The 18,582-nt window shown below is 69.4% G+C and carries 18 protein-coding genes and 1 pseudogene; 10 read left to right on the top strand and 9 right to left on the bottom strand.

Annotation, left to right across the window (positions count from 1 at the left end):
- A pseudogene (locus tag AB0K02_RS22715) lies at positions 1-4,041 on the top strand (putative T7SS-secreted protein); the annotation flags it as partial.
- 899 nt (positions 4,042-4,940) lie between these two features.
- On the opposite strand, the gene AB0K02_RS22710 reads toward AB0K02_RS22715, so the two are convergent.
- The 3 genes from AB0K02_RS22710 to AB0K02_RS22700 form a co-directional block, all read right to left on the bottom strand.
- On the bottom strand, positions 4,941-5,471 hold the full coding sequence (locus AB0K02_RS22710) for a hypothetical protein (RefSeq protein ID WP_365994316.1): 531 nt from the start codon (positions 5,469-5,471) through the stop codon (positions 4,941-4,943).
- 357 nt (positions 5,472-5,828) lie between these two features.
- The gene (locus AB0K02_RS22705) at positions 5,829-6,146 is read right to left on the bottom strand and encodes a DUF397 domain-containing protein (RefSeq protein ID WP_365994315.1); all 318 of its coding nucleotides are present in this window, start codon (positions 6,144-6,146) and stop codon (positions 5,829-5,831) included.
- 11 nt (positions 6,147-6,157) lie between these two features.
- A complete protein-coding gene (locus AB0K02_RS22700) occupies positions 6,158-7,009 on the bottom strand; it encodes a helix-turn-helix transcriptional regulator (protein ID WP_365994314.1) in 852 nt (283 codons plus the stop codon).
- A gap of 194 nt (positions 7,010-7,203) precedes the next feature.
- On the opposite strand from AB0K02_RS22700, the gene AB0K02_RS22695 reads away from it, so the two are divergent.
- From AB0K02_RS22695 to AB0K02_RS22685, 3 genes are all read left to right on the top strand, one after another.
- The gene (locus AB0K02_RS22695; RefSeq protein ID WP_365994313.1) at positions 7,204-7,620 is read left to right on the top strand and encodes an ATP-binding protein; all 417 of its coding nucleotides are present in this window, start codon (positions 7,204-7,206) and stop codon (positions 7,618-7,620) included.
- Positions 7,617-8,138: a Uma2 family endonuclease gene (locus AB0K02_RS22690; protein ID WP_365994312.1), complete on the top strand. Its 522-nt coding sequence runs from the start codon at positions 7,617-7,619 to the stop codon at positions 8,136-8,138. The genes AB0K02_RS22695 and AB0K02_RS22690 overlap by 4 nt, the downstream gene beginning before the upstream one ends.
- 72 nt (positions 8,139-8,210) lie before the next feature.
- On the top strand, positions 8,211-8,939 hold the full coding sequence (locus AB0K02_RS22685) for a Uma2 family endonuclease (protein WP_365994311.1): 729 nt from the start codon (positions 8,211-8,213) through the stop codon (positions 8,937-8,939).
- Between the two features lie 11 nt (positions 8,940-8,950).
- Here the strand turns inward: AB0K02_RS22685 and AB0K02_RS22680 are convergent, their stop codons facing one another.
- Complete coding sequence (locus AB0K02_RS22680) at positions 8,951-9,649, bottom strand: hypothetical protein (protein ID WP_365994310.1); 699 nt, start codon at positions 9,647-9,649, stop codon at positions 8,951-8,953.
- A gap of 137 nt (positions 9,650-9,786) precedes the next feature.
- Between AB0K02_RS22680 and AB0K02_RS22675 the strand changes: the two genes are divergently transcribed.
- The gene (locus AB0K02_RS22675) at positions 9,787-10,593 is read left to right on the top strand and encodes an SAM-dependent methyltransferase (protein WP_365994309.1); all 807 of its coding nucleotides are present in this window, start codon (positions 9,787-9,789) and stop codon (positions 10,591-10,593) included.
- A gap of 14 nt (positions 10,594-10,607) precedes the next feature.
- On the opposite strand, the gene AB0K02_RS22670 is transcribed toward AB0K02_RS22675, so the two are convergent.
- Positions 10,608-11,402 carry a thioesterase family protein gene (locus AB0K02_RS22670; protein ID WP_365994308.1) on the bottom strand — a complete coding sequence of 265 codons (795 nt, stop codon included), beginning with the start codon at positions 11,400-11,402 and terminating at the stop codon, positions 10,608-10,610.
- A gap of 149 nt (positions 11,403-11,551) precedes the next feature.
- Positions 11,552-11,743: a hypothetical protein gene (locus AB0K02_RS22665; protein ID WP_365994307.1), complete on the bottom strand. Its 192-nt coding sequence runs from the start codon at positions 11,741-11,743 to the stop codon at positions 11,552-11,554.
- A 381-nt stretch (positions 11,744-12,124) separates the two neighbouring features.
- Between AB0K02_RS22665 and AB0K02_RS22660 the strand changes: the two genes are divergently transcribed.
- On the top strand, positions 12,125-13,138 hold the full coding sequence (locus AB0K02_RS22660; protein ID WP_365994306.1) for a bifunctional lytic transglycosylase/C40 family peptidase: 1,014 nt from the start codon (positions 12,125-12,127) through the stop codon (positions 13,136-13,138).
- A 241-nt stretch (positions 13,139-13,379) separates the two neighbouring features.
- Entirely contained in the window at positions 13,380-14,123 is a 744-nt protein-coding gene (locus AB0K02_RS22655) for a phosphatase PAP2 family protein (protein ID WP_365994305.1), read from the top strand.
- A gap of 22 nt (positions 14,124-14,145) precedes the next feature.
- Here AB0K02_RS22655 and AB0K02_RS22650 read toward each other — a convergent pair whose 3' ends face one another.
- Together AB0K02_RS22650 and AB0K02_RS22645 are read right to left on the bottom strand one after the other, a co-directional pair.
- Positions 14,146-15,714, bottom strand: a complete 1,569-nt coding sequence (locus tag AB0K02_RS22650; protein ID WP_365994304.1) for an FAD-binding oxidoreductase — start codon at positions 15,712-15,714, stop codon at positions 14,146-14,148.
- Between the two features lie 70 nt (positions 15,715-15,784).
- Positions 15,785-15,949 (bottom strand): hypothetical protein, encoded by a 165-nt coding sequence (locus tag AB0K02_RS22645; protein WP_365994303.1) that lies wholly within the window; start codon positions 15,947-15,949, stop codon positions 15,785-15,787.
- A 163-nt stretch (positions 15,950-16,112) separates the two neighbouring features.
- On the opposite strand from AB0K02_RS22645, the gene AB0K02_RS22640 reads away from it, so the two are divergent.
- Both AB0K02_RS22640 and AB0K02_RS22635 read left to right on the top strand, forming a co-directional pair.
- Entirely contained in the window at positions 16,113-16,937 is an 825-nt protein-coding gene (locus AB0K02_RS22640) for a hypothetical protein (protein WP_365994302.1), read from the top strand.
- Positions 16,938-17,122: 185 nt separating this feature from the next.
- Entirely contained in the window at positions 17,123-17,308 is a 186-nt protein-coding gene (locus AB0K02_RS22635) for a hypothetical protein (protein WP_365994301.1), read from the top strand.
- Between the two features lie 110 nt (positions 17,309-17,418).
- On the opposite strand, the gene AB0K02_RS22630 is transcribed toward AB0K02_RS22635, so the two are convergent.
- A complete protein-coding gene (locus tag AB0K02_RS22630) occupies positions 17,419-17,763 on the bottom strand; it encodes a metal-sensitive transcriptional regulator (protein WP_365994300.1) in 345 nt (114 codons plus the stop codon).
- A 194-nt stretch (positions 17,764-17,957) separates the two neighbouring features.
- Here AB0K02_RS22630 and AB0K02_RS22625 point away from each other — a divergent pair, with 194 nt between their 5' ends.
- Positions 17,958-18,578, top strand: coding sequence for a DUF47 family protein (locus AB0K02_RS22625; protein WP_046778610.1), 621 nt, complete (start codon positions 17,958-17,960; stop codon positions 18,576-18,578).
- The last annotated feature ends 4 nt before the right edge of the window (positions 18,579-18,582 follow it).

Below are 18,582 nucleotides of genomic sequence, written 5' to 3'. Positions count from 1 at the left end.
GCGGTGAAGAACCTGCGGGACTTCCAGAAGGCGTTCGATCTGGTCGGCGGCGGGATGAAGAAGCTGGACTCCCAGCACTGGAAGGGTGAGGCCGCCGACACCTTCCGGGAGAAGTTCGACACGCTGCCCACGGACTGGCTGCGTGCGGCGGATGCGATGGAGGACGCGGCCAAGGCGTTGGAGACGTACTCCAAGGCGGTCGTGAGCGCGCAGGGCAAGGCGCGTGAGGCGATCGCCCTGTACAAGGAGGGTGACAAGGACTCCAAGACGGCGGTCGACGCGTACAACAAGAAGGTCGACGCCTACAACGCGGCGCGCAACGGTGACAGTCCGCTGCCGCATCCGGGGGAGTTCTCCGACCCGGGCAAGTCGAAGCGGGCGCAGGCCCGGGAGATCCTGAACGACGCGCGCCGGGCGCGGAACGCGGCCGGGGAGAGTGCGAAGAGCGCCGTCCATGCCGCCATGGCGCACGCGCCGAAGGACAAGACCGGTCTGGGCAAGCTGCAGACCGAGCTCATGGACTACAGCCTGGGCCAGAGCATTGAGCTGGCCCACTTCGGCGGCGGCATCATCAAGGGCACCGCGGGTCTCATCAACTTCGTGCGGTCGGTCAACCCGATCGACCTCTACAACCTGACCCACCCCGCCGAGTACTACAAGGGCGTCAACACCACCCTCGCCGGCCTCGTCTCCACCGTCGCCAACCCGGACCGGGCGCTGAAGAACGCCTGGGACGCCGCCAAAGGTGACCCCGCCGAATTCCTCGGCCGCCTCGTCCCCGAAATCCTCGGCACGAAGGGCGCCGGTGTGGTCAAGGGCGTGGCCACAGCGGGCTTGCGCAGTGGCGCGAAGCACGCGGTCACTGAAGCCGCCGAGTCAGGGGCGCGCAAGGCCCTGGACGATCCCGCGCAGACCTCCCGTCCCAAGGACGCCGTCGAGAGCGACAACACGGACCCGATCGACCTCGCCACTGGTGTGATGTACCTGCCGCAGACGGACATCCGCCTGCCGGGCTCGCTGCCGCTCGCCTTCAGCCGCCGAGTGGCGTCCGACTACCGGGCCGGGCGCTGGTTCGGACCGTCCTGGGCGTCCACCGCCGACCAGCGGCTCGAGATCCACCCCGAGGGCGTCATCTTCGTCTGCGAGGACGGCCTGCTGCTGTCCTACCCGCACCCGGCCCCGGGTGTCCCGGTCGTGCCGAGCCACGGCCCGCGCTGGCCGCTCGACCGCGACATCGACGGCGACTACACGATCACGGACCCGGATGTCGGCCGCGTCTGGCACTTCACCACGCGCCACGACGACAAGGCACTCCTCGCCCAGATCGACGACCGCAACGGCAACTGGATCACGTTCGAGTACGACGAGTTTGATACGCCGACCTCGATCGTCCATCACGGTGGTTACCACCTGAAGCTGACTGCCAGCGAAGGCCGGATCACGGCCCTGCACCTGGCAGGGGCAGCCGCTGACGGCTCTGACCTGGAGATCCTGCGCTACGGCTACACCGACGGCCACCTCACCTCGGTCACCAACACGTCCGGACTGCCCCTGCAGTTCAGCTACGACGAGCGCGGGCGCGTCACCTCGTGGACGGACACCAACGGCAGCGCGTACACGTACGAGTACGACGACCAGGACCGCTGCATCGCCGAAGGCGGCTCGGCCGGCCACATGGCTCTGCGGCTCGCCTACAGCGACCCGGATCCGGAGACCGGCCTGCGCGTCACCACGGCGACCACCAGCGCAGGGGCGGTCCGCCGGTACGTCGTCAACGACGCCCACCAGGTCATTGAGGTGACTGACCCGCTCGGCGCGGTCACCCGCTACGAGCGTGACCGCTTCAACCGGCTCCTGAGCCAGACCGACCCGCTGGGCCGCACCGCCCGCTTCGCGTACGACGAATCGGGCCGCCTTACCACCATGGTGCGACCTGACGGCCGCGAAGCCACCGCGGAGTACAACCAGCTCGGGCTGCCGATCCGCGTCGTGAACCCGGACCGGACGGTTGTCCGGCAGGAGTACGACGAACGCGGCAACCGGATCAGCGTGACAAGCCCGTCCGGGACCGTCACCCGCTACACGTACAACGACGCAGGTCATGTCACCGCCGCCACGGACGGCCTGGGAAACACCACCCGCATCCGCTGCAACGCTGTTGGGCTGCCCGTCGAGGTCACCAATCCCCTCGGTGCGACCACCCGGATCGACCGGGACGCCTTCGGGCGACCGGTCACGCTCACCGATCCGCTCGGCGCGGTCACCCGTCTGGAGTGGACGCCGGAGGGCAAGCTCGCCCGCCGCATCGACGCCGACGGCAGCGAGCAGTCATGGACGTACGACGGCGAGGGCAACTGCCTCACCCACACCGACGCCATGGGCCAGGTGTCCCGCTTCGAGTACACCCACTTCGACCTCATGAGCGCCCGCACCGGCCCGGACGGCGTGCGCTACGAGTTCACCCACGACCACGAGCTGCGCCTCACCCAGGTCCTCAACCCACAAGGGCTGACGTGGGACTACGCCTACGACGCGGCCGGTCACCTCATATCCGAGACCGACTTCGACAACCGGACACTGTCGTACGAACGGGACGTGGCCGGCCGCCTGACCGCCCGCACCGACGCACTCGGCCAGACCATCCGCTACGAGCGCGACGAACTGGACCGCGTCGTCCGCAAGGACGCCGCCGGGGCCGTCACGACCTTCGCCTACGACTTCACGGACCAGCTCGCGGAAGCGGTCAACGCGGACGCCACGATCACCTACCTCCGCGACCGCTATGGTCGCCTCGTCTCCGAGACCGTCAACGGCAGCACGATGTCGTTCACGTACGACGAACTCGGCCGCCGCACCGGCCGCACGACGCCTACCGGGGCGGTCAGCACCTGGACCTACGACGCCGCGGGCCGCCGCACCTCCCTAACCACCTCCGGGCGCACGCTCACCTTCGAACACGACGCCGCAGGCCAGGAAATCGCCCGCCACATCGGCGACACCGTCACTCTGGCATCCCAGTACGACGTGATGGGCCGCCTCACCACTCAGCAGGTCATGGGCGCCGGCCGCAGTATCCAGAGGCGGGAGTACACCTACCGCGCCGACGGCAACCTCATCGGCCTCGACGACCAACTGGCGGGCGCGAAGACGTTCGACCTCGACGCGGCCGGCCGCGTCACCGCTGTGTATGCGGCGGGGTGGACCGAGCGCTACGCGTACGACGAAACAGGCAATCAGACCGATGCCTCCTGGCCAACCTCGCATCCGGGCCAGGAAGCGGTCGGCACACGCGAGTACATCGGAACAACGATCAGCCGCGCGGGAAACGTCCGCTACGAACACGATGCACTCGGCCGCATCACCCTCCGCCAGAAGACTCGTCTCTCCCGCAAGCCGGACACCTGGCGCTACGAGTGGAACGCCGAAAACCGCATGCGGTCGGTGACGACACCGGACGGCACGGTCTGGCGCTACACGTATGATCCGCTCGGCCGCCGTATCGCCAAACAGTGCCTCGCGAGCGACAACCGAACGGTTGTACAGGAAACGGCATTTACCTGGGATGGCAGTATCCTCTGTGAGCAAACGGCACAGAGTGAATCACCGCGACATGATCCAGTTGCCACTACTTGGGAGCACGACGGGCTGCGTCCCGTTACTCAGACCGAGCGCCGCCTTAAGCCGCATGCAACACAGGCCGTGATCGATCAACGGTTTTTCAGTATCATCACGGATTTGGTCGGCGCACCGAGGGAACTCGTTGACGATTCGGGAGTGCTTGCCTGGCACACACGTACTGCTCTGTGGGGTTCTACGGCTTGGAGTAGAAACAGCTCTGCCTATACGCCCCTGCGCTTTCCAGGTCAATACCTTGACCTGGAAAGCGAGCTCCACTACAACTATCACCGCTATTACGACCCGGGAACAGCTCGCTATCTCTCTCAGGATCCGCTTGGGCTGGCCGCCGGACCAAACCCGGCAGCATACGTCCACAACCCAACCCTATGGACGGACTCGCTGGGTCTAGCTCCAGATTGTCCCCCTGGTGTGCGAAACCATTACCGCGGCGAGTCGCAGAATAGCCCCGGAGGGCAACAGGGCCCTCCGGTGAGTGTAAACCAGGTGAAAATGGAACTGGGGCGGGCGGGAATGTCTGTGTCAGACTACGATATCGTACACGTACCCGAGATTCGCACGCCGGACGGAATAGCGTTTGGCAACAGTCCCCACACCGCTGACGGCTTCCCGATGAGGGGGCCTAGGGACCTGCCTTTGATCGAGATATCCGACATCGGGCTGCGCAGCCTTGAAGAAGCTGTGGCTACAATTAACCATGAGATATTCCATCACAAGCATTTCGAGATAACCAGAAACTCTTCTAATCCCTGGGGTGGATCCGAACAGGCAGCGGAAGATTATGGCCAGCGGATGCTGGATCAATTTATACGCAGAAGGGGATATTGAGATGCTGGAATTCACGCGAGAGCAGGAGCGGATCCTCGTATCGGGGCCACGCTTCGCCGAGTGCCCGAGCGAAAGGGAATGTCCAGCCTGTGGGGCGGACTCGGTCCGTGTGTATATCTATCGATTCGCTTCGACGCGCAGGACTTCGCGAATTACCTATGCCTGGTGCGCGAATTGTAGGCGATTCAAGGGCTGGACGGGTCCGGACTGGGATGGGCTGAATTTTACGGATCCGCTCGAGTCCGACCCCAACCTGCGAGATGAACTTATGAAGAGTATGCCGAAGTTTTTTCGCTACTTGGATGGCCTGTGGGAATCCGGGCAACTTCCTCAGGAGTTCACGAGTGGTAAATGATGCGGGACGCTTGCTCCCAAGATGAGGATGGGAGGAGCTTTGGTGTCTTTCCCCTATTGAGAGGGCTTTCGGGTGACCATAGCGTCTCCTATGGTCTAGCGGGGTCCGAAGCGTGGCCCCGTCAGTCGATCGGCTGGCGCACTTCCTCGCGGATCTTCAGGGTCTTCTGCGCGATGTCTTCGAGATCGACCGAGTCGGGGTCCTGCGCGTCTGACGCAGGCGTGAGGAAGGCGACGTAGGCGGCCGTGTTGTCGTCGCCCCACGCGCAGACCGGAACGGTGGACGTGCCGTCCGTGTCCTTCGACAGCATCACTGTGCACCTGAACTCGACGTCCGATCCCGGCGGGGTGAGCATCCGCGCAGGCTTCGGCTCGCTCATGCCGTCGCCCTTGCGCATGCCGTCCAGAAGACTGTCGCGAGGCTGCTCCGGATTCCGGAACTGTCCGTACATGCCCGTGAGGACGGCCCCGCTCTGCCGCGTGCTGCTGGTGCCGTTGTACGAGCCGACGACCGCCTTGATGTTGCGGGCGTCCGGGCCGGCACCGTGACCGCTCTTCTCCATGTCGGTGTTCGCCTCGGAGGAGCCGTCCTTGATCAGCTCGTACTCGCCGTCCAGGAGCGTCTGCGGCACCGTCAACCGGTGTGTGGCCATAGGGAACGGCTCCGAAGAGTCGTTCCCTCTGTAGGCCAGGAAGTAGAGGCCGAGTCCGGCCGCTATCGTCCCGAAGACGACGCTCAAGGTGAGAACGGCGGTGCTCTTGCGCCGCGGTGCCGGCGGCGGAGGCCCCCAGGTGGCCTGCCCGGGATACGGCGGGTACGCCTGCGAAGGCGCGGTGGGGTGGCCGTAGTGCGGCTGAGGAGCGGTGTGCGGGTACGGCTGTCCGTATGGCTGTGGCTGGGGCGGCTGTCCGTACGGTCCGTACGGTCCCGTCGGCTGCTGAGGCGGAGGCATGGTCATGATCGAACGCTACGCCAGACCTTCAGAACGCCTGGCATTACCGGACACGCCTCAGAGGCGGCCGAAGTGGTCGAACTCGCCGGCTTGCACGCCCCGTACGAACGCCTCCCACTTCGGACCCGTCGTCGTCACGACCCCGCCGATGCGGATCTGGCCGTCGGGCGTGTGAGCAACGGTTATGTGGGGGCTCGGCGCGCCCGTCTTGAGGGCGTGGGTGAGGGTCGCGAAGGCGGCGGGGGTGGTGTGGAGTATGGACCCGTCCGGGTCGCTGCTTTCCATGAGGCTGACCGCGTTTACCGTCCCGGACACGTGCACGCACGACTCGCCCTCACCGCAGTAAGACGACTTCTGCCAGTTGCCGACGAGCATGTTTCGATTCCTCACAGGTCCTTGGCGATGTTGTGGATGAAGTCGGCGGACTCGGTCGCGTCCAGGGCGAGGCTCTCCAGTCGGGCGAAGACCTGCCGGTACTTGTGCAACTGCGCCTCTGCGTCCAGCAGCACGGGACCGTGGGCCTGGTCCAGCTGGACCGTGTCGAGTTCGGGCACCGGGCCGTGCACGTAGTACAGCGGCTGGCCAGAGCCGGGAAACGCGCCCGCCGCGAATGGGATCACTCTGATGGTGATGTGGTCCCGCTGTCCTGTGTCCAGCAGGTGCTGGAGCTGTCGGATCGCGACGCTCCGACCGCCGAACCTCATGCGCAGGGCGGCCTCGTGAATGACGGCCTGGTAAGGGACGGCGTCCTGGCGGTCCAGCACCGCCTGGCGTTTGATGCGGAACGAGATGCGGTGTTCCACGTCCGATGGCGGTAGTGCGGGGACTACTTGGCGCATGATCTCGCGCGCGTGGTCGAGGGTTTGGAGCAGGCCCGGGATGCCCGAGGTGTGGGCGGTACGCAGGCGGCGGCCGTGGTGCTCCAGCTCGGCCAGGTCGAGCAGGCCGTTGGACAGGATCTCGCGGTACTCCTCCCACCATCCGCGCCTGCGGTCGCCGGTCATTGCCGCGAGTGCTTCGACGAGTTCGGCATCGGCGCAGTCGTAATGGCAGGCCAACGCTCGAACACGCTCGGCGCTGACGCCGTACCGACCAGCCTCGATGTTGCTGATCCTGGCCTGGTTGCCACCCAGCAGGGCGGCGGCCTGTGTCGCGGTGAGGCCGGCTCGCTCCCGCAGCTTGCGCAACTCGGTACCCAGGCGCTGGCGACGGGCGGTTGGAGTGAGGCTCGGCGTCATCGAATCTCCCCGAGTGGGTCACCCACAAGAGGGTAACTGGAATGGATTCCTTGGGATTCATGGAATGTATTCCATGCTGCGCCCTACGGTGTGTCTCAGGCCACCCGCCTGGAAGCACCCCGCTCGACGGAGCGACCTGGTCACCAGGCATCTCAGTCCAGCCAGCCAACGCGCCCTCCGTCGAGGAGACTTCCATGCCCACCGTAACCCCGCCCTGGACCTACTCCCTCCAACTCCCGCAGGATCCCCGGGCTCCCGGCATCGCCCGGCACACCCTGCGGGCCGTCCTGAACGCGCACAGCCTCGCACGGCTCGCGGAGAGCGCCGAGTTGCTCGCGTCGGAGCTCGTGACCAACGCCCTGCGGCACACCGACGGCCCGTACGGGCTGCGGTTGGGGGCCGCCGGGCAGGGGCGGGTCAGGCTCGGGGTGTGGGACACCAGCCCCGACCTCCCCGCGCCCTTCGAAGGGCTGCCGCGGCGGCCGGAGCCGGATGCCGAGGGCGGGCGGGGGCTGTGTCTCGTCGCGCACTGCGTCGACGCCTGGGGTGCGACCGCGCTGCCGCAGGGCGGGAAGCTGCTCTGGGTCGAGCTGGGCGGGGGACGGGCGTGATCGGCGGGCGCGTGCTCGCGCGACTGCTGCCGCGCAGCCCGCGCGACTTGGCGAGGACGATCTCGCGCGCGACGGGCTTACGCGTCGAGGTCCTCGGTGGCGGCCTTGTCCTGTCCCGTACGGACTGTGTGATGCGGGCCGAGGTGGTGCGGCGGCTCGCTGCCACGCTGCCCGCCGAGTGCGGCGTGCCCGTCGCGATGCCTATGGATCCGGACGACTTCGCGGTGCCCGACCTCGTCGTCCGCGGCGAGGGGGGTGAGATCGCCCTCGCGGTCGAAGTCGTGTCCCGGCAGGAGAAGGCCCGGGACGCCACCCAGAAAGCTGACTGGTACGCCGTCGCCTGCATACCGGCCTTGATGGTTGTCGACCCCCGCCACGGCACCTGGATGCTCCGTTCCCGCCCGCGCGACGGGCGTTACGGGGAGACCCGCGGCGGTCGATACGGCCAGGACATCCCCCTGCCCGCACCTCTGTCTCGCTCCCTCTCGACTTGTGGCCTGCCCCGGTACGCCCCTTGAGGGCGAGGCGTTGTCAGTGTCGAGTCGTACCGTGACGGTGTGTGGTGAATGTGTCGCAGAAAGGAGGCGGTCGTGTCCGAGGCCCACGACTATGCCTGGCAGTACGGTGGAGGCGTCGCCGAACGGGACACCGGGCCTCCCCCTGGTCCCGACCGCGCAGCCGAGGAGCCCGAGTGGCAGGGATGGAGGCCGTCCACGATGTCTGTACTGCCGCCGCTGCGTCCCCGTCCGCGCCCCGGGAATCTGCGTGAGGTCGCCCAGAAGATCGAGGCGGCGACGGGTCTGCGCGTGCAGATCGTGGGAGGAAGCCTCGTGATGTCCCCGACTCCCCGCGGCAAGCACGCGGGGGTGATCTACCGGCTGGAGGAGATGATCCGACCGGAGTTGCCGCAGTCGCTCGTGGCGGCGGAGATGGTTTCCGTCCTCATGCCCGAGGACCCGGACGATTACGTGACGCCGGATCTCACCGTCTGCCCCGCAGAGTTCCTGTCGTCCGACGACTGGCTGCTCGACCCGCGCGACGTCGAGCTCGCCGTCGAGGTCGTCTCCCAGTCCGAGAAGGCCCGGGACATCACCCAGAAAGCCGACTGGTACGCCGTCGCCGGCGTCCGTGCCCTGCTCGTCGTCGATCCGCGCCACGGCACCTGGGCCCTGCATACGAAGCCGGACGGCAGCAGCTACCAGGACACCCTGCCGGGCGCGTACGGCGAAGAGGTTCCGCTACCTGAGCCGCTCGCGCTCCGCCTGGCCACCGGTGACCTGCCCCGGTACGGGGACGGGGACAGCGCCCGGCCCGGCTGACCGCCTCCGGTCTACCACTTGTGCGCGACGTCCACGATCAGGCGGTCGTCGGAGCGGAGCACCCGGAAGGGGAGCTTGGCACGGATGCCCAGGGCGACCTGGGTCTGGCCCTCGTAGCTCGCGCCGAACCTGGTGTCCTTGAACGTCCTGTAGTCGCGGACGTTCACTTCCGGCAGTCGCTGCCCGGCCTTCCCGGCGTAGGTCGGCTTCAGCGTCGCCGGGTCGTAGCTCGGTGCGGAGACGTGGACCTGGAGGATCGCTCCACCGCTCACCGCTATCCGCTCGCCGGAGCCGTCCTGGTGGAACGTGTCGACGTAGCCCACGTGGTAGCCGGTCCCGCGCGCCGGCCCGGTGATGTCGAAGACCATGCGGTCGTAGCAGGCGTGCCGGCTGGTCCTGACGTTCTTCAGCGGACCGGACTTCGACTCCGTGGCCGACTTCGTGCCGCTGCCCCAGGCGATCGAGCACGCCGTTCCGGTGGTGGCCGGACCTGCCTTGCCGGTGGCGTCCGTCGGGCCGCTGGTTTCCGTCGGGCCGGTGGCGTCCGTCGGACCGGTCGTTCGCGGGTGGCCGGGGGTGCTCGCCGCCCCCGTCGCGGTGCGGGTCACGGTGTCGGCCCTGTCCGCCTGGTCGGTCGCGGCGCAGGCCGTGCCGACGAGCCCGGCGCCCGTCAGCGCGAGTGCGGCAGCGACCGTCGTCAACCGTCGCATGGCGTACCTCCAAGAAAGTCGAACGCGGGTGCACGAGGTACGACGGCTGGGCCGGCCAAGCCGTTGCAGCACCCCGCGCCTTTCAGCCAGTCCGCCAACCCTCCCCAGCGCAACGGGAGTTGACTAGGCTGACGGGCGTGACCGACAACGCGCACGCCCTCGACCGCATCGACACGTCCCGGCCCCACACCGCCAGGATCTGGAACTACTGGACGGGTGGCAAGGACAACTACCCCGTCGACCAGGAGGCCGGCGACCAGATCCGCAAGCTGCACCCCGGGATCGGGGAGTACGCGCTCGCCGACCGGCGGTTCCTCGGACGGGCGGTGCGGTACCTGGCCGGTGAGGCCGGGATCCGGCAGTTCCTCGACATCGGCACGGGGCTGCCCAGCGCCGACAACACCCACGAGGTGGCGCAGCGCGTCGCGCCCGAGTCGCGGATCGTGTACGTGGACAACGACCCGCTCGTCCTCGTCCACGCCCGTGCCCTGCTCACCAGCAGTCCGGAAGGCGTCACGGACTACCTCGACGCCGATCTGCGGGACACGGACACGATCCTGGAGCGCGCGGCGAAGACGCTGGACCTGAGCCGGCCCGTCGGGCTCATGCTGCTCGGCGTCGTCATCTTCGTCGAGGACGACGAGGAGTCGTACGCCCTGGTGCGCCGGCTCATGGACGCCCTGGCGCCCGGCAGTCACCTCGTTCTGTCCCACACGATCACCAGCCCCGCGATGCCGGACGTGGACGCAGCGGTCGCCTTCTGGAACGAGCACGGCACGCCCCGCCTCACGCAGCGCACCCCGGACCAGCTGGCCCGCTACTTCGAGGGGCTCGAGCTGCTGGAACCGGGGATCGTTTCCTGCAACCGCTGGCGCCCGGACAAGGGGGACCCCGCGATGCCGGACGAGGTCGCGATGTTCGCGGGCGTGGGGCGCAAGGCGTAGCGGCGCGGCGCGGGTCAGCGGGGGCTGATGAACAGGCTCTGGGCGCCGCGGCCGATGGGGCCCTTCTCGTCGTGGAGCCGGGCGTCCGCCAGGCCGATGCCCGCCTCGTCCACGCTGGTGCGCGCCTCGACGCAGACCCACTCGCCCACGGGGTGGCGGTGCAGATGGACCGTCAGGTCGGGGTTGATGAACACGTGCCGGGAGAAGTCCAGGACGTTGCTCATCCCGTTGCCCGAGTCGGCGGCGACGAGGACGCGGTCCAGGGGGCGGGTCTCCTCACCGGAGATCAGCGGTACGCGCATGCGCATCCAGCACGTCCCAGGCCCCTGGTCCAGCCAGGATCCCTCGGCGAAACGGCTCTCCATCGCCGTGTGGTAGCCGACGTCCCACGGGACGCCGAAGAAGGGCGTGGCGGCCGTGTCCTCGGGCGAGGGCAGGAGCGGGCCCTGCGCGACGGAGGGGCCCGGCTCGTCGGTGGTCCGCACGCGCAGTGCCCGCGCCAGCATCACCGGCGCGTCCGCGCCCTCGGGGGTCAGCGTGGCCTCGGCGACCTCCACGCTCCTGCCGACGCGCACGACGGAGGCGGCGACGGTCAGGGGGCGTATCGGCACCGGGCGCAGGATCTCGTACGTGACCCGGGCGAGCCTCATGTCGGCGCGCGCGCCGGGGCGTTCCTCCAGGGCGCGGCCGAGGAGCGCGGCGGGCGGGCCGGCGTGCTGGGATGCGGCGTCCCACGGGCCGCGGGTGTGTTCGGTGGGCGCGTAGCGGTCCTCGGAGAGTCGCTCGAAGAACGCCTGGAGGTCCGTCATGCGGGGCCGCCTTCCACTGACACCTCGGGGGGATGGGTGTACGGCACACGCTACCTGCCGGTAACCGGATGCTCCAGAGGCTGGTGGTACGTGAAGGGGCCCGCGTTACCCCTGCGGGTGACGCGAGCCCCTCCTGGTGGCCGCGGGCTTCAGCCGGAGACGACCATGTAGCCGAGCAGGGCGACCGCGATGCCCAGCAGCGCGATGAACGTCACCGTGGCGGCGGTGCCGCCCGCGTCGTCGCGGCGGCCCTGCCGGCGTGCGGCGACAGCCCCCCTCAGGCCCCCGTTCTGCGTGTCCTCCGTGCCCGGTGCGTCGGTCACGATCGCAGAGTTCTTCACGTGTGCTCCTGTGTTGCTGGCCCCGCCGTGGTCACCGGAGGGGATCTGACCTCAGCCTTCCTGGCTGCATTACACAGAGTAGCGGCAAGTGGTCCAGACCATCTGTGCGGGCACGTGTCCGCGCGACCGGCGCCGGCCACGCTGCCGCTGCCCCACCCGCGACCGTAAGCCCCCCGCCCGGGGGCGACGCTCTTTCACGCCAAGCAGCCTGTTACGGAGCGGAGTTGGGTCGGGTGACTCGCGTGAGCGCCGGCGCGTGCGCCGGTGTCCGGCGCCGCGCCGATGCGGTCCGGCCACGGTGAGTCGTCCACCCCCGGAACGGCGCACCCGCCACCTACACTGACTCCGGGTGTACTGCCACGGAGTGAAAGGTGATTGACGGTGCGTAAGGCGTGGCTGATCGCGGGCGCGTCCGTGGGGCTGTGTCTGAGCTTCGTCGCGCTGCTTGTCGTCGGCACCTACTCGGCCGCCGCCGGCCTGTTCGGCGGGGGCGTCAAGGGCGGCGCCGTCGCCCTGGCGAAGGGGGCAGTGCCCGCGCGCTACCAGCCGCTGGTGCAGAAGTGGGGAAACCTGTGCCCCGCCATCAACCCGGCCCTGCTCGCCGCCCAGCTCTACCAGGAGAGCGGCTGGAACCCGAAGGCGCAGAGCCCGGCCGCCGCGCAGGGCATCGCTCAGTTCATCCCGGGGACGTGGGCCACGCACGGGATAGACGGAGACAAGGACGGCGACCGCGACGTGTGGGACCCGGCCGACGCGATTCCGTCCGCCGCTTCGTACGACTGCGAACTGGCCGGATATGTTCGCAAGGCGCCCGGTGATCCGACCGACAACATGCTGGCCGCCTACAACGCCGGTGCGTACGCGGTCATCAAGTACGGCGGCGTCCCCCCGTACCGCGAGACGCAGAACTACGTGAAGGTCATCCGGAGTCTGGAGAAGAGCTTCGCGCGGCCCGTCGGCAGGGTCGAGCCGTCGCGCCAGGCCGCCGGGGCCATCTACTTCGCGCAGCAGAAGCTCGGCACCAAGTACCTGTGGGGCGGCAACGGCACGCCCGAGCAGGGCGGCCGTTTCGACTGCTCGGGCCTCACCCAGGCCGCGTACCGCACGGTGGGCATCGAACTGCCGCGCGTGGCCAACGACCAGTACAACGCCGGTCCGCACCCCTCGCGCGAGGAACTGCTGCCAGGGGACCTGGTCTTCTTCTCGGACGACCTGACCAACTCCCGCGCGATCCGGCACGTCGGCATCTACGTCGGCGGGGGGTACATGATCAACGCTCCGTACACCGGCGCGGTGATCCGGTTCGACAAGATCGACACGCCGGACTACTTCGGCGCGACCCGCGTCACGAAGGAGGGTGCGGCGGCCCTGCCGACCGACCTGCCTGCAGCGTGAGACAGCTGCCCGGTGGCTGGAATGCGACTGCTGGGCCCGGGCTCTGAGCTGCGACGACGTGTCACTCTTCGATAACGTCATGGTGATCGTTCGGTGGAGAGTGGAACGACACCGGGGAGCATGTCGTTCCCTTGACAGGGACGGCCGCACTGACCATGCAGCACACCGGACTCACCACGGGGGTCGGCAGAGCGGCGCACAGGCACGTGCGCCGGTGGCACAAGGCAAGGGGCCGCGGCAGATGTCTGGACTCGCAATCGGGTTCCCCCTGACAGCGACGAGAAGCGGGACGAACCCCGATGTGGGCCTGCTCTACGACATCAACGGCATGGCCAAGGACGCACCGGGCTGGTTCGACCGGACCATGGAGTTCGTCGGCGAGTACGGCATCATGCTCGGCCTGGTGCTGGTCACCCTCTGGTGCTGGTGGAGCGTCCGCAGGCGCGGCACCGTCGAGGACTCCGTCGCCGCCGTCGCCGGCCTGGTCTGGACGCCGCTCGCGGCCGGGATCGCCCTGCTGGTCAACATCCCCATCCGCGGATTCGTCGAACGGCCCCGGCCGTTCGTCGACCACGAGGGCCTGGAGGTCCTCGTCGCGGGCAAGACCGACTTCTCCTTCGTCAGCGACCACGCCACGCTGGCGATGGCGTTCGGCGCCGGACTCTTCATCGCCCACCGCAGGTTCGGTCTCGCCGCGCTCGCCCTCGCCGCGGCCGAGGGCTTCTGCCGCGTCTACATGGGCGTGCACTACCCGACCGACGTCATCGGCGGCTTCGCGCTCGGCACCGCCGTGACCCTGCTGCTCGCCCCGCTCGCCCTGGCGCTGCTCACCCCGCTGGTCTCCGCGGTCGCCGGTTCGCGCCGCCTGTCCCGGCTCGTGCGCTCCCGGCGCGCCCCCGGCACCGCGCTGGTCACGGAGCCGCTGGACATCCCGGAGGCGCGTACGGAGGAGGCGGGAGCGGGCGAGAACGGCCTGGCGGCATAGGGGTCTTCGGCGGCAGGCGGCCTCACAGGCCCTGCGGCTGGGCGAAGAGGCGACCCGGGTCGTACTGCCGCTTCAGGCGCGTGAGCCGGTCCGCCGCGGGGCCGTAGTAGGCCCGGCGCCAGTCGCGCAGGTTCGGGTCCGGATAGTTCTGGTACGCCGCGCCCGAGGCGTACCGCCGCATCGACGCGTGGGCGTTCCTCAGCCAGGACTGCTGGGCCGAGCCGGACGTGCCCGGCCGCCAGGCGGCGATGTACTGGGCCAGCATCCGCGAACGCCGGTGCACGAACGAGGTCGCCAGCGGGTCCACCCTGTTGACCGCGCCGCCGAGCGCGGTCAGCGCGATCGAGCCGCCGCCGCCCCGGGCCGCCGGGATGCGGGTGAACGCCTCGGCCGCCGCGAGCAGCGCCTGCACCCCGGCCGGCGTCAGGTCGCGGTCGAAGAAGTCGGACGCCGCCGTGTACGTCTCGCGCGGCAGCGCACCCTGCTTGGAGCGGCCCGGCGTGGTGCCGGGCAGGCGGCACTGGTCGTCCGTGAGGGAGAGGCAGCCCGCGTACGCGAGCATCGCGTCCAGATAGCTGCGCGGTCGCAGCGCCACCGAGGACGCGGGCGAGCCCGCGGCGTCGGCCAGCCGGTCGAGGGCATCGCGCAGGTCGCTCTCGCGGCCGAGCGTGAAGGCCGCGACGGAGAGCGTCGGACGTACGCCGCCGGGGCCCGCGGCCAGGTGCAGCGACGACCAGATCTCGTCCGGCTGGGCCGGCCCCCAGCGCTGCCAGGCGGTGATGACGGCCGCGGCCCTGGACCAGGGCCAGGTCAGGTAGGCGGTGACGGTCCGCGGCGCCGGGTGCGTACGGAACCGGAAGCCGGTCACCACGCCGAAGTTGCCGTTCCCGCCGCCGCGCAGCGCCCAGAAGAGCTCCTTGTTCTCCGTGGCGCTCGCGGTCAGCGTCCTGCCGTCGGCGGTGACGAGCGTCGCCTCGGTCAGGCTGTCGCAGGTCAGGCCGTAGGCGCGCGAGGTGACACCGTGTCCGCCGCCGAGTGTGAGGCCGGAGATGCCGACCGTGGGGCAGGAGCCCGCGGGGATCGTACGGCCGCGGCGGGCAAGGACCTTGTAGACGTCGACGAGTTTGGCGCCCGCGCCGATGACGCCGTCGGCGCCGATGCGGTCCAGTGACGACACGTCGACGACGAGCCTGCCGTTGCCGGACGACCAACCGCCGTAGGAGTGGCCGCCGTTGCGGATGGACACCGGGACGCCGTGCGCCTTCGCGTACGCCAGGCACTCCTTGACGTCGTCCTCACCCGCGACGTACGCGACCGCGGCCGGCTTCTGACCGTCGAAGCGGGTGTTGTACAGCTGCCGGGCGCTCGCGTAGTCGGCGTCCCCCGGCCGGATCAGCTTCCCGTCGAGACCGCGGGCCAGCGCGCTCCAGTCGGCGGCGCGGGCCGGCGTCCGCGCGGCCGTCGGCGTGCCGGCGGCCGGGGCGGTGGTCACGCTCGCCTCGGCGGCACCGCCGTTTCTGCGGGTGCAGGCAGCGGTGGTCACAGCGGTGGTGACAGCGACAACGGTGGTGAGCAGCGCACGACGGTCCATGGGGCCTCCTGGGAGAGGAGACGGTACGGGGCCGGGGCGGGTTCCGCGAGTCTGCAGGCGCCGGGCCGTGTCAGGAGGCGACGGCGTGTGCACGGGCGTCCGTGCGCGCCCGGTCGCGGGACCGTCGGGCGGGCCCCGACCAGCCGCAGCTGCAACGGGCGACGGCGAAGGAACCACGCTCGACGGTCGTGGTCAGGTGCGCCGGATTACCGACGGGCAGATCCTGCTGGTGCACCCGTCAACCGTACTGCGCCCGAGCGTGTCGCGACGCCCGGGGCCCGGCGTGACGAGGTGACCGGGCCGTCGTTATGCGAGGCGGGTGCCCACGGGCCCCTCGGGCCGAGGGGCACGGGCGCGATCCGTCCAAGCAGCGGTCCGGCGTTGGGGGTTGGCAGGCGATGGTGGTGCAGCAGCACAGGCGCAGGGGCGGCGCGATCGCCGTCGCGGCGACCGTGGTGGGGGTGATGGCCGCCACCGGGTGCTCCGGCGCGGGTGCCGCCGAGGACGGCAAGGTCCGGGGCTCGGCGGAGGAGGTCCGCAGGGCGGCGGACGTGCTGGCGGGGGCGAAGAGCTCCAGGGCCCGCACCTCGATGGAGATGGCGGCCGGCGGGACCCGGGTCACCATCCGCGGCGAGGGCGGTTACGACTTCGCCCGGCGCATGGGCCGGCTCACCGTCGTCCTCCCGCCCGACCCCGCCGGTGAGACCGGGCACGAGCCGATCACGGAGTTGTTCACGCCGGGCGCGCTGTACATGAAGAACCGGGGCGCCGGTGTGCCCGCGGACAAGTGGGTACGGGTCGACACGACCACGCTGGAGGACGGGAACCTCGTCACCGGCGGCGCGACCGACCCGCTGGCTGCCGCCGAGCTGCTGCGCGGCATCGAGCGGGTGACGTACCTGGGGGAGACGGAGATGGCCGGCCGGAAGGTGCGGCACTTCCGGGGGACGACGGACATCGGCAGGGCGGCGTCGGCGGCACAGCCGCACGCGCGGGCGTCGCTGGAGGCGGCGGCGAAAGGGTTCACCAAGGACGTGGTCCCCTTCGACGCGTACCTCGACGATGCGGGCCGGCTGCTCAAGGTCCGGCATCGTTTCACCTTCGCGAACGAGGGCCGGACGGTGGCGGTCACGTCGACGACCGTGCTGTTCGACTTCGGGACGCCGGTGGACGTACGGCTTCCGGCCGCGAAGGACATCTACTCCGGGAAGATCAGGGCCTGAGCCGCGCCGATGCGGGCCGCCACGGCGTGCGGGGCACCCCGGTGCGCGGGGCGCGCCCGGCGTGCGGGGGCGGGTGCGAGGGGCCCGGGAAGGCCAGGTTCCAAATGGTCCGGACGTGCCATGCGCGGTGCGTGTCACGCTCCCTACGCTAGGGAACCGACATCGGCCGGAAGAGGTGATTGCGCGTGGCTCCGCCCAGTACGACGACGGTCCAGCAGGACCACGTGGCCGTCGCCCTCGCCGAGATCGAACTGTACGGCGAGCTGATGATCGCCGCGGCCGCCGCCGACGAGGAGCGGCTCAGTGCCGACCGCATCGACGAGGTGCTGATGGTCGCGGCGGAGAGGCCGGCGGGGGCGCTCGGCGGGTGATGATCGCCACTCGCCGTTGACCGGGAGCGTATGGATCAAGCCAGTCGCGGCGCCCCGCGCCGCGCGGGCGACAACGGGGCGGGGCGGGCGAAACGGTCGAAACGGCCTGGTCAGGTGCGCAGCAGGCGAGCGATCGCCTTCGTCGCCTCCTCCACCTTGGCGTCCACCTCGGCGCCGCCCTTGACGGCCGCGTCCGCGACACAGTGCCGCAGGTGCTCCTCCAGGAGCTGGAGCGCGAAGGACTGGAGTGCCTTGGTCGAGGCCGAGACCTGGGTGAGTATGTCGATGCAGTAGACGTCCTCGTCGACCATCCGCTGCAGGCCCCGGATCTGCCCCTCGATGCGGCGCAGCCGCTTGAGGTGCTCGTTCTTCTGCTTGTGGTAGCCGTGGACGCCCTTGTCGTGGTCGGTGGCGGGGTCCGTGACCGGGGGGCCGGCCGCCTCGGTGGTCGTCATCGCGTCCTCCCGTTGTCCATAAAGGGGTGGCATACCCCTCGTGGGTATATGGTAACGAATCGTACGGAAACCCGTGGGGGTCTGTGCCGATCGCGGTGGTTCATGGGCGACACTGGGACCTTGCCGGTTAGCCGTGGCCGGATGATGCGCCTAGCATCAGCCTGACCGAATCCAAAGCACCCCGAGGACCCCACGTGCGTTTTCGTCTGACCCCCAGGGAGACGAGCTTCTACGACATGTTCGCCGCATCCGCGGACAACATCGTGACCGGCTCGAAGCTCCTGATGGAACTGCTCGGTGCGGATTCCTCCGCGCGGGCCGAGATCGCGGAACGGATGCGGGCAGCCGAGCACGCCGGGGACGACGCCACCCATGCGATCTTCCACCAGCTGAACTCCTCGTTCATCACGCCGTTCGACCGCGAGGACATCTACTCGCTCGCGTCGTCGCTCGACGACATCATGGACTTCATGGAGGAGGCCGTCGACCTCGTCGTCCTCTACAACATCGAAGAACTCCCCAAGGGTGTCGAGCAGCAGATCGAGGTCCTGGCGCGGGCGGCGGAGCTGACCGCCGAGGCCATGCCGCACCTGCGCACCATGGACAATCTCACCGAGTACTGGATCGAGGTCAACCGGCTGGAGAACCAGGCGGACCAGATCCACCGCAAGCTGCTGGCCCACCTCTTCAACGGCAAGTACGACGCCATCGAGGTGCTCAAGCTCAAGCAGATCGTGGACGTGCTGGAAGAGGCCGCCGACGCGTTCGAGCACGTCGCGAACACGGTGGAGACCATCGCGGTCAAGGAGTCCTGAGCTT

Source organism: Streptomyces sp. NPDC049597 (genome assembly GCF_040675505.1).
Lineage (GTDB): Bacteria > Actinomycetota > Actinomycetes > Streptomycetales > Streptomycetaceae > Streptomyces.
Note: the sequence above shows the minus strand (reverse complement) of the source record. Positions and strands in the feature narration are given on the sequence as shown.

Excerpts from the sequence above, each read along its gene's own strand:
- AB0K02_RS22710 (WP_365994316.1), bottom strand. The coding sequence starts at position 5,471 with ATGGCCACACACCGGTTGACGGTGCCGCAGACGCTCCTGGACGGCGAG.
- AB0K02_RS22705 (WP_365994315.1), bottom strand. The coding sequence starts at position 6,146 with ATGCTCGTCGGCAACTGGCAGAAGTCGTCTTACTGCGGTGAGGGCGAG.
- AB0K02_RS22700 (WP_365994314.1), bottom strand. The coding sequence starts at position 7,009 with ATGACGCCGAGCCTCACTCCAACCGCCCGTCGCCAGCGCCTGGGTACC.
- AB0K02_RS22695 (WP_365994313.1), top strand. The coding sequence starts at position 7,204 with ATGCCCACCGTAACCCCGCCCTGGACCTACTCCCTCCAACTCCCGCAG.
- AB0K02_RS22680 (WP_365994310.1), bottom strand. The coding sequence starts at position 9,649 with ATGCGACGGTTGACGACGGTCGCTGCCGCACTCGCGCTGACGGGCGCC.
- AB0K02_RS22670 (WP_365994308.1), bottom strand. The coding sequence starts at position 11,402 with ATGACGGACCTCCAGGCGTTCTTCGAGCGACTCTCCGAGGACCGCTAC.
- AB0K02_RS22655 (WP_365994305.1), top strand. The coding sequence starts at position 13,380 with ATGTCTGGACTCGCAATCGGGTTCCCCCTGACAGCGACGAGAAGCGGG.
- AB0K02_RS22650 (WP_365994304.1), bottom strand. The coding sequence starts at position 15,714 with ATGGACCGTCGTGCGCTGCTCACCACCGTTGTCGCTGTCACCACCGCT.
- AB0K02_RS22640 (WP_365994302.1), top strand. The coding sequence starts at position 16,113 with ATGGTGGTGCAGCAGCACAGGCGCAGGGGCGGCGCGATCGCCGTCGCG.
- AB0K02_RS22630 (WP_365994300.1), bottom strand. The coding sequence starts at position 17,763 with ATGACGACCACCGAGGCGGCCGGCCCCCCGGTCACGGACCCCGCCACC.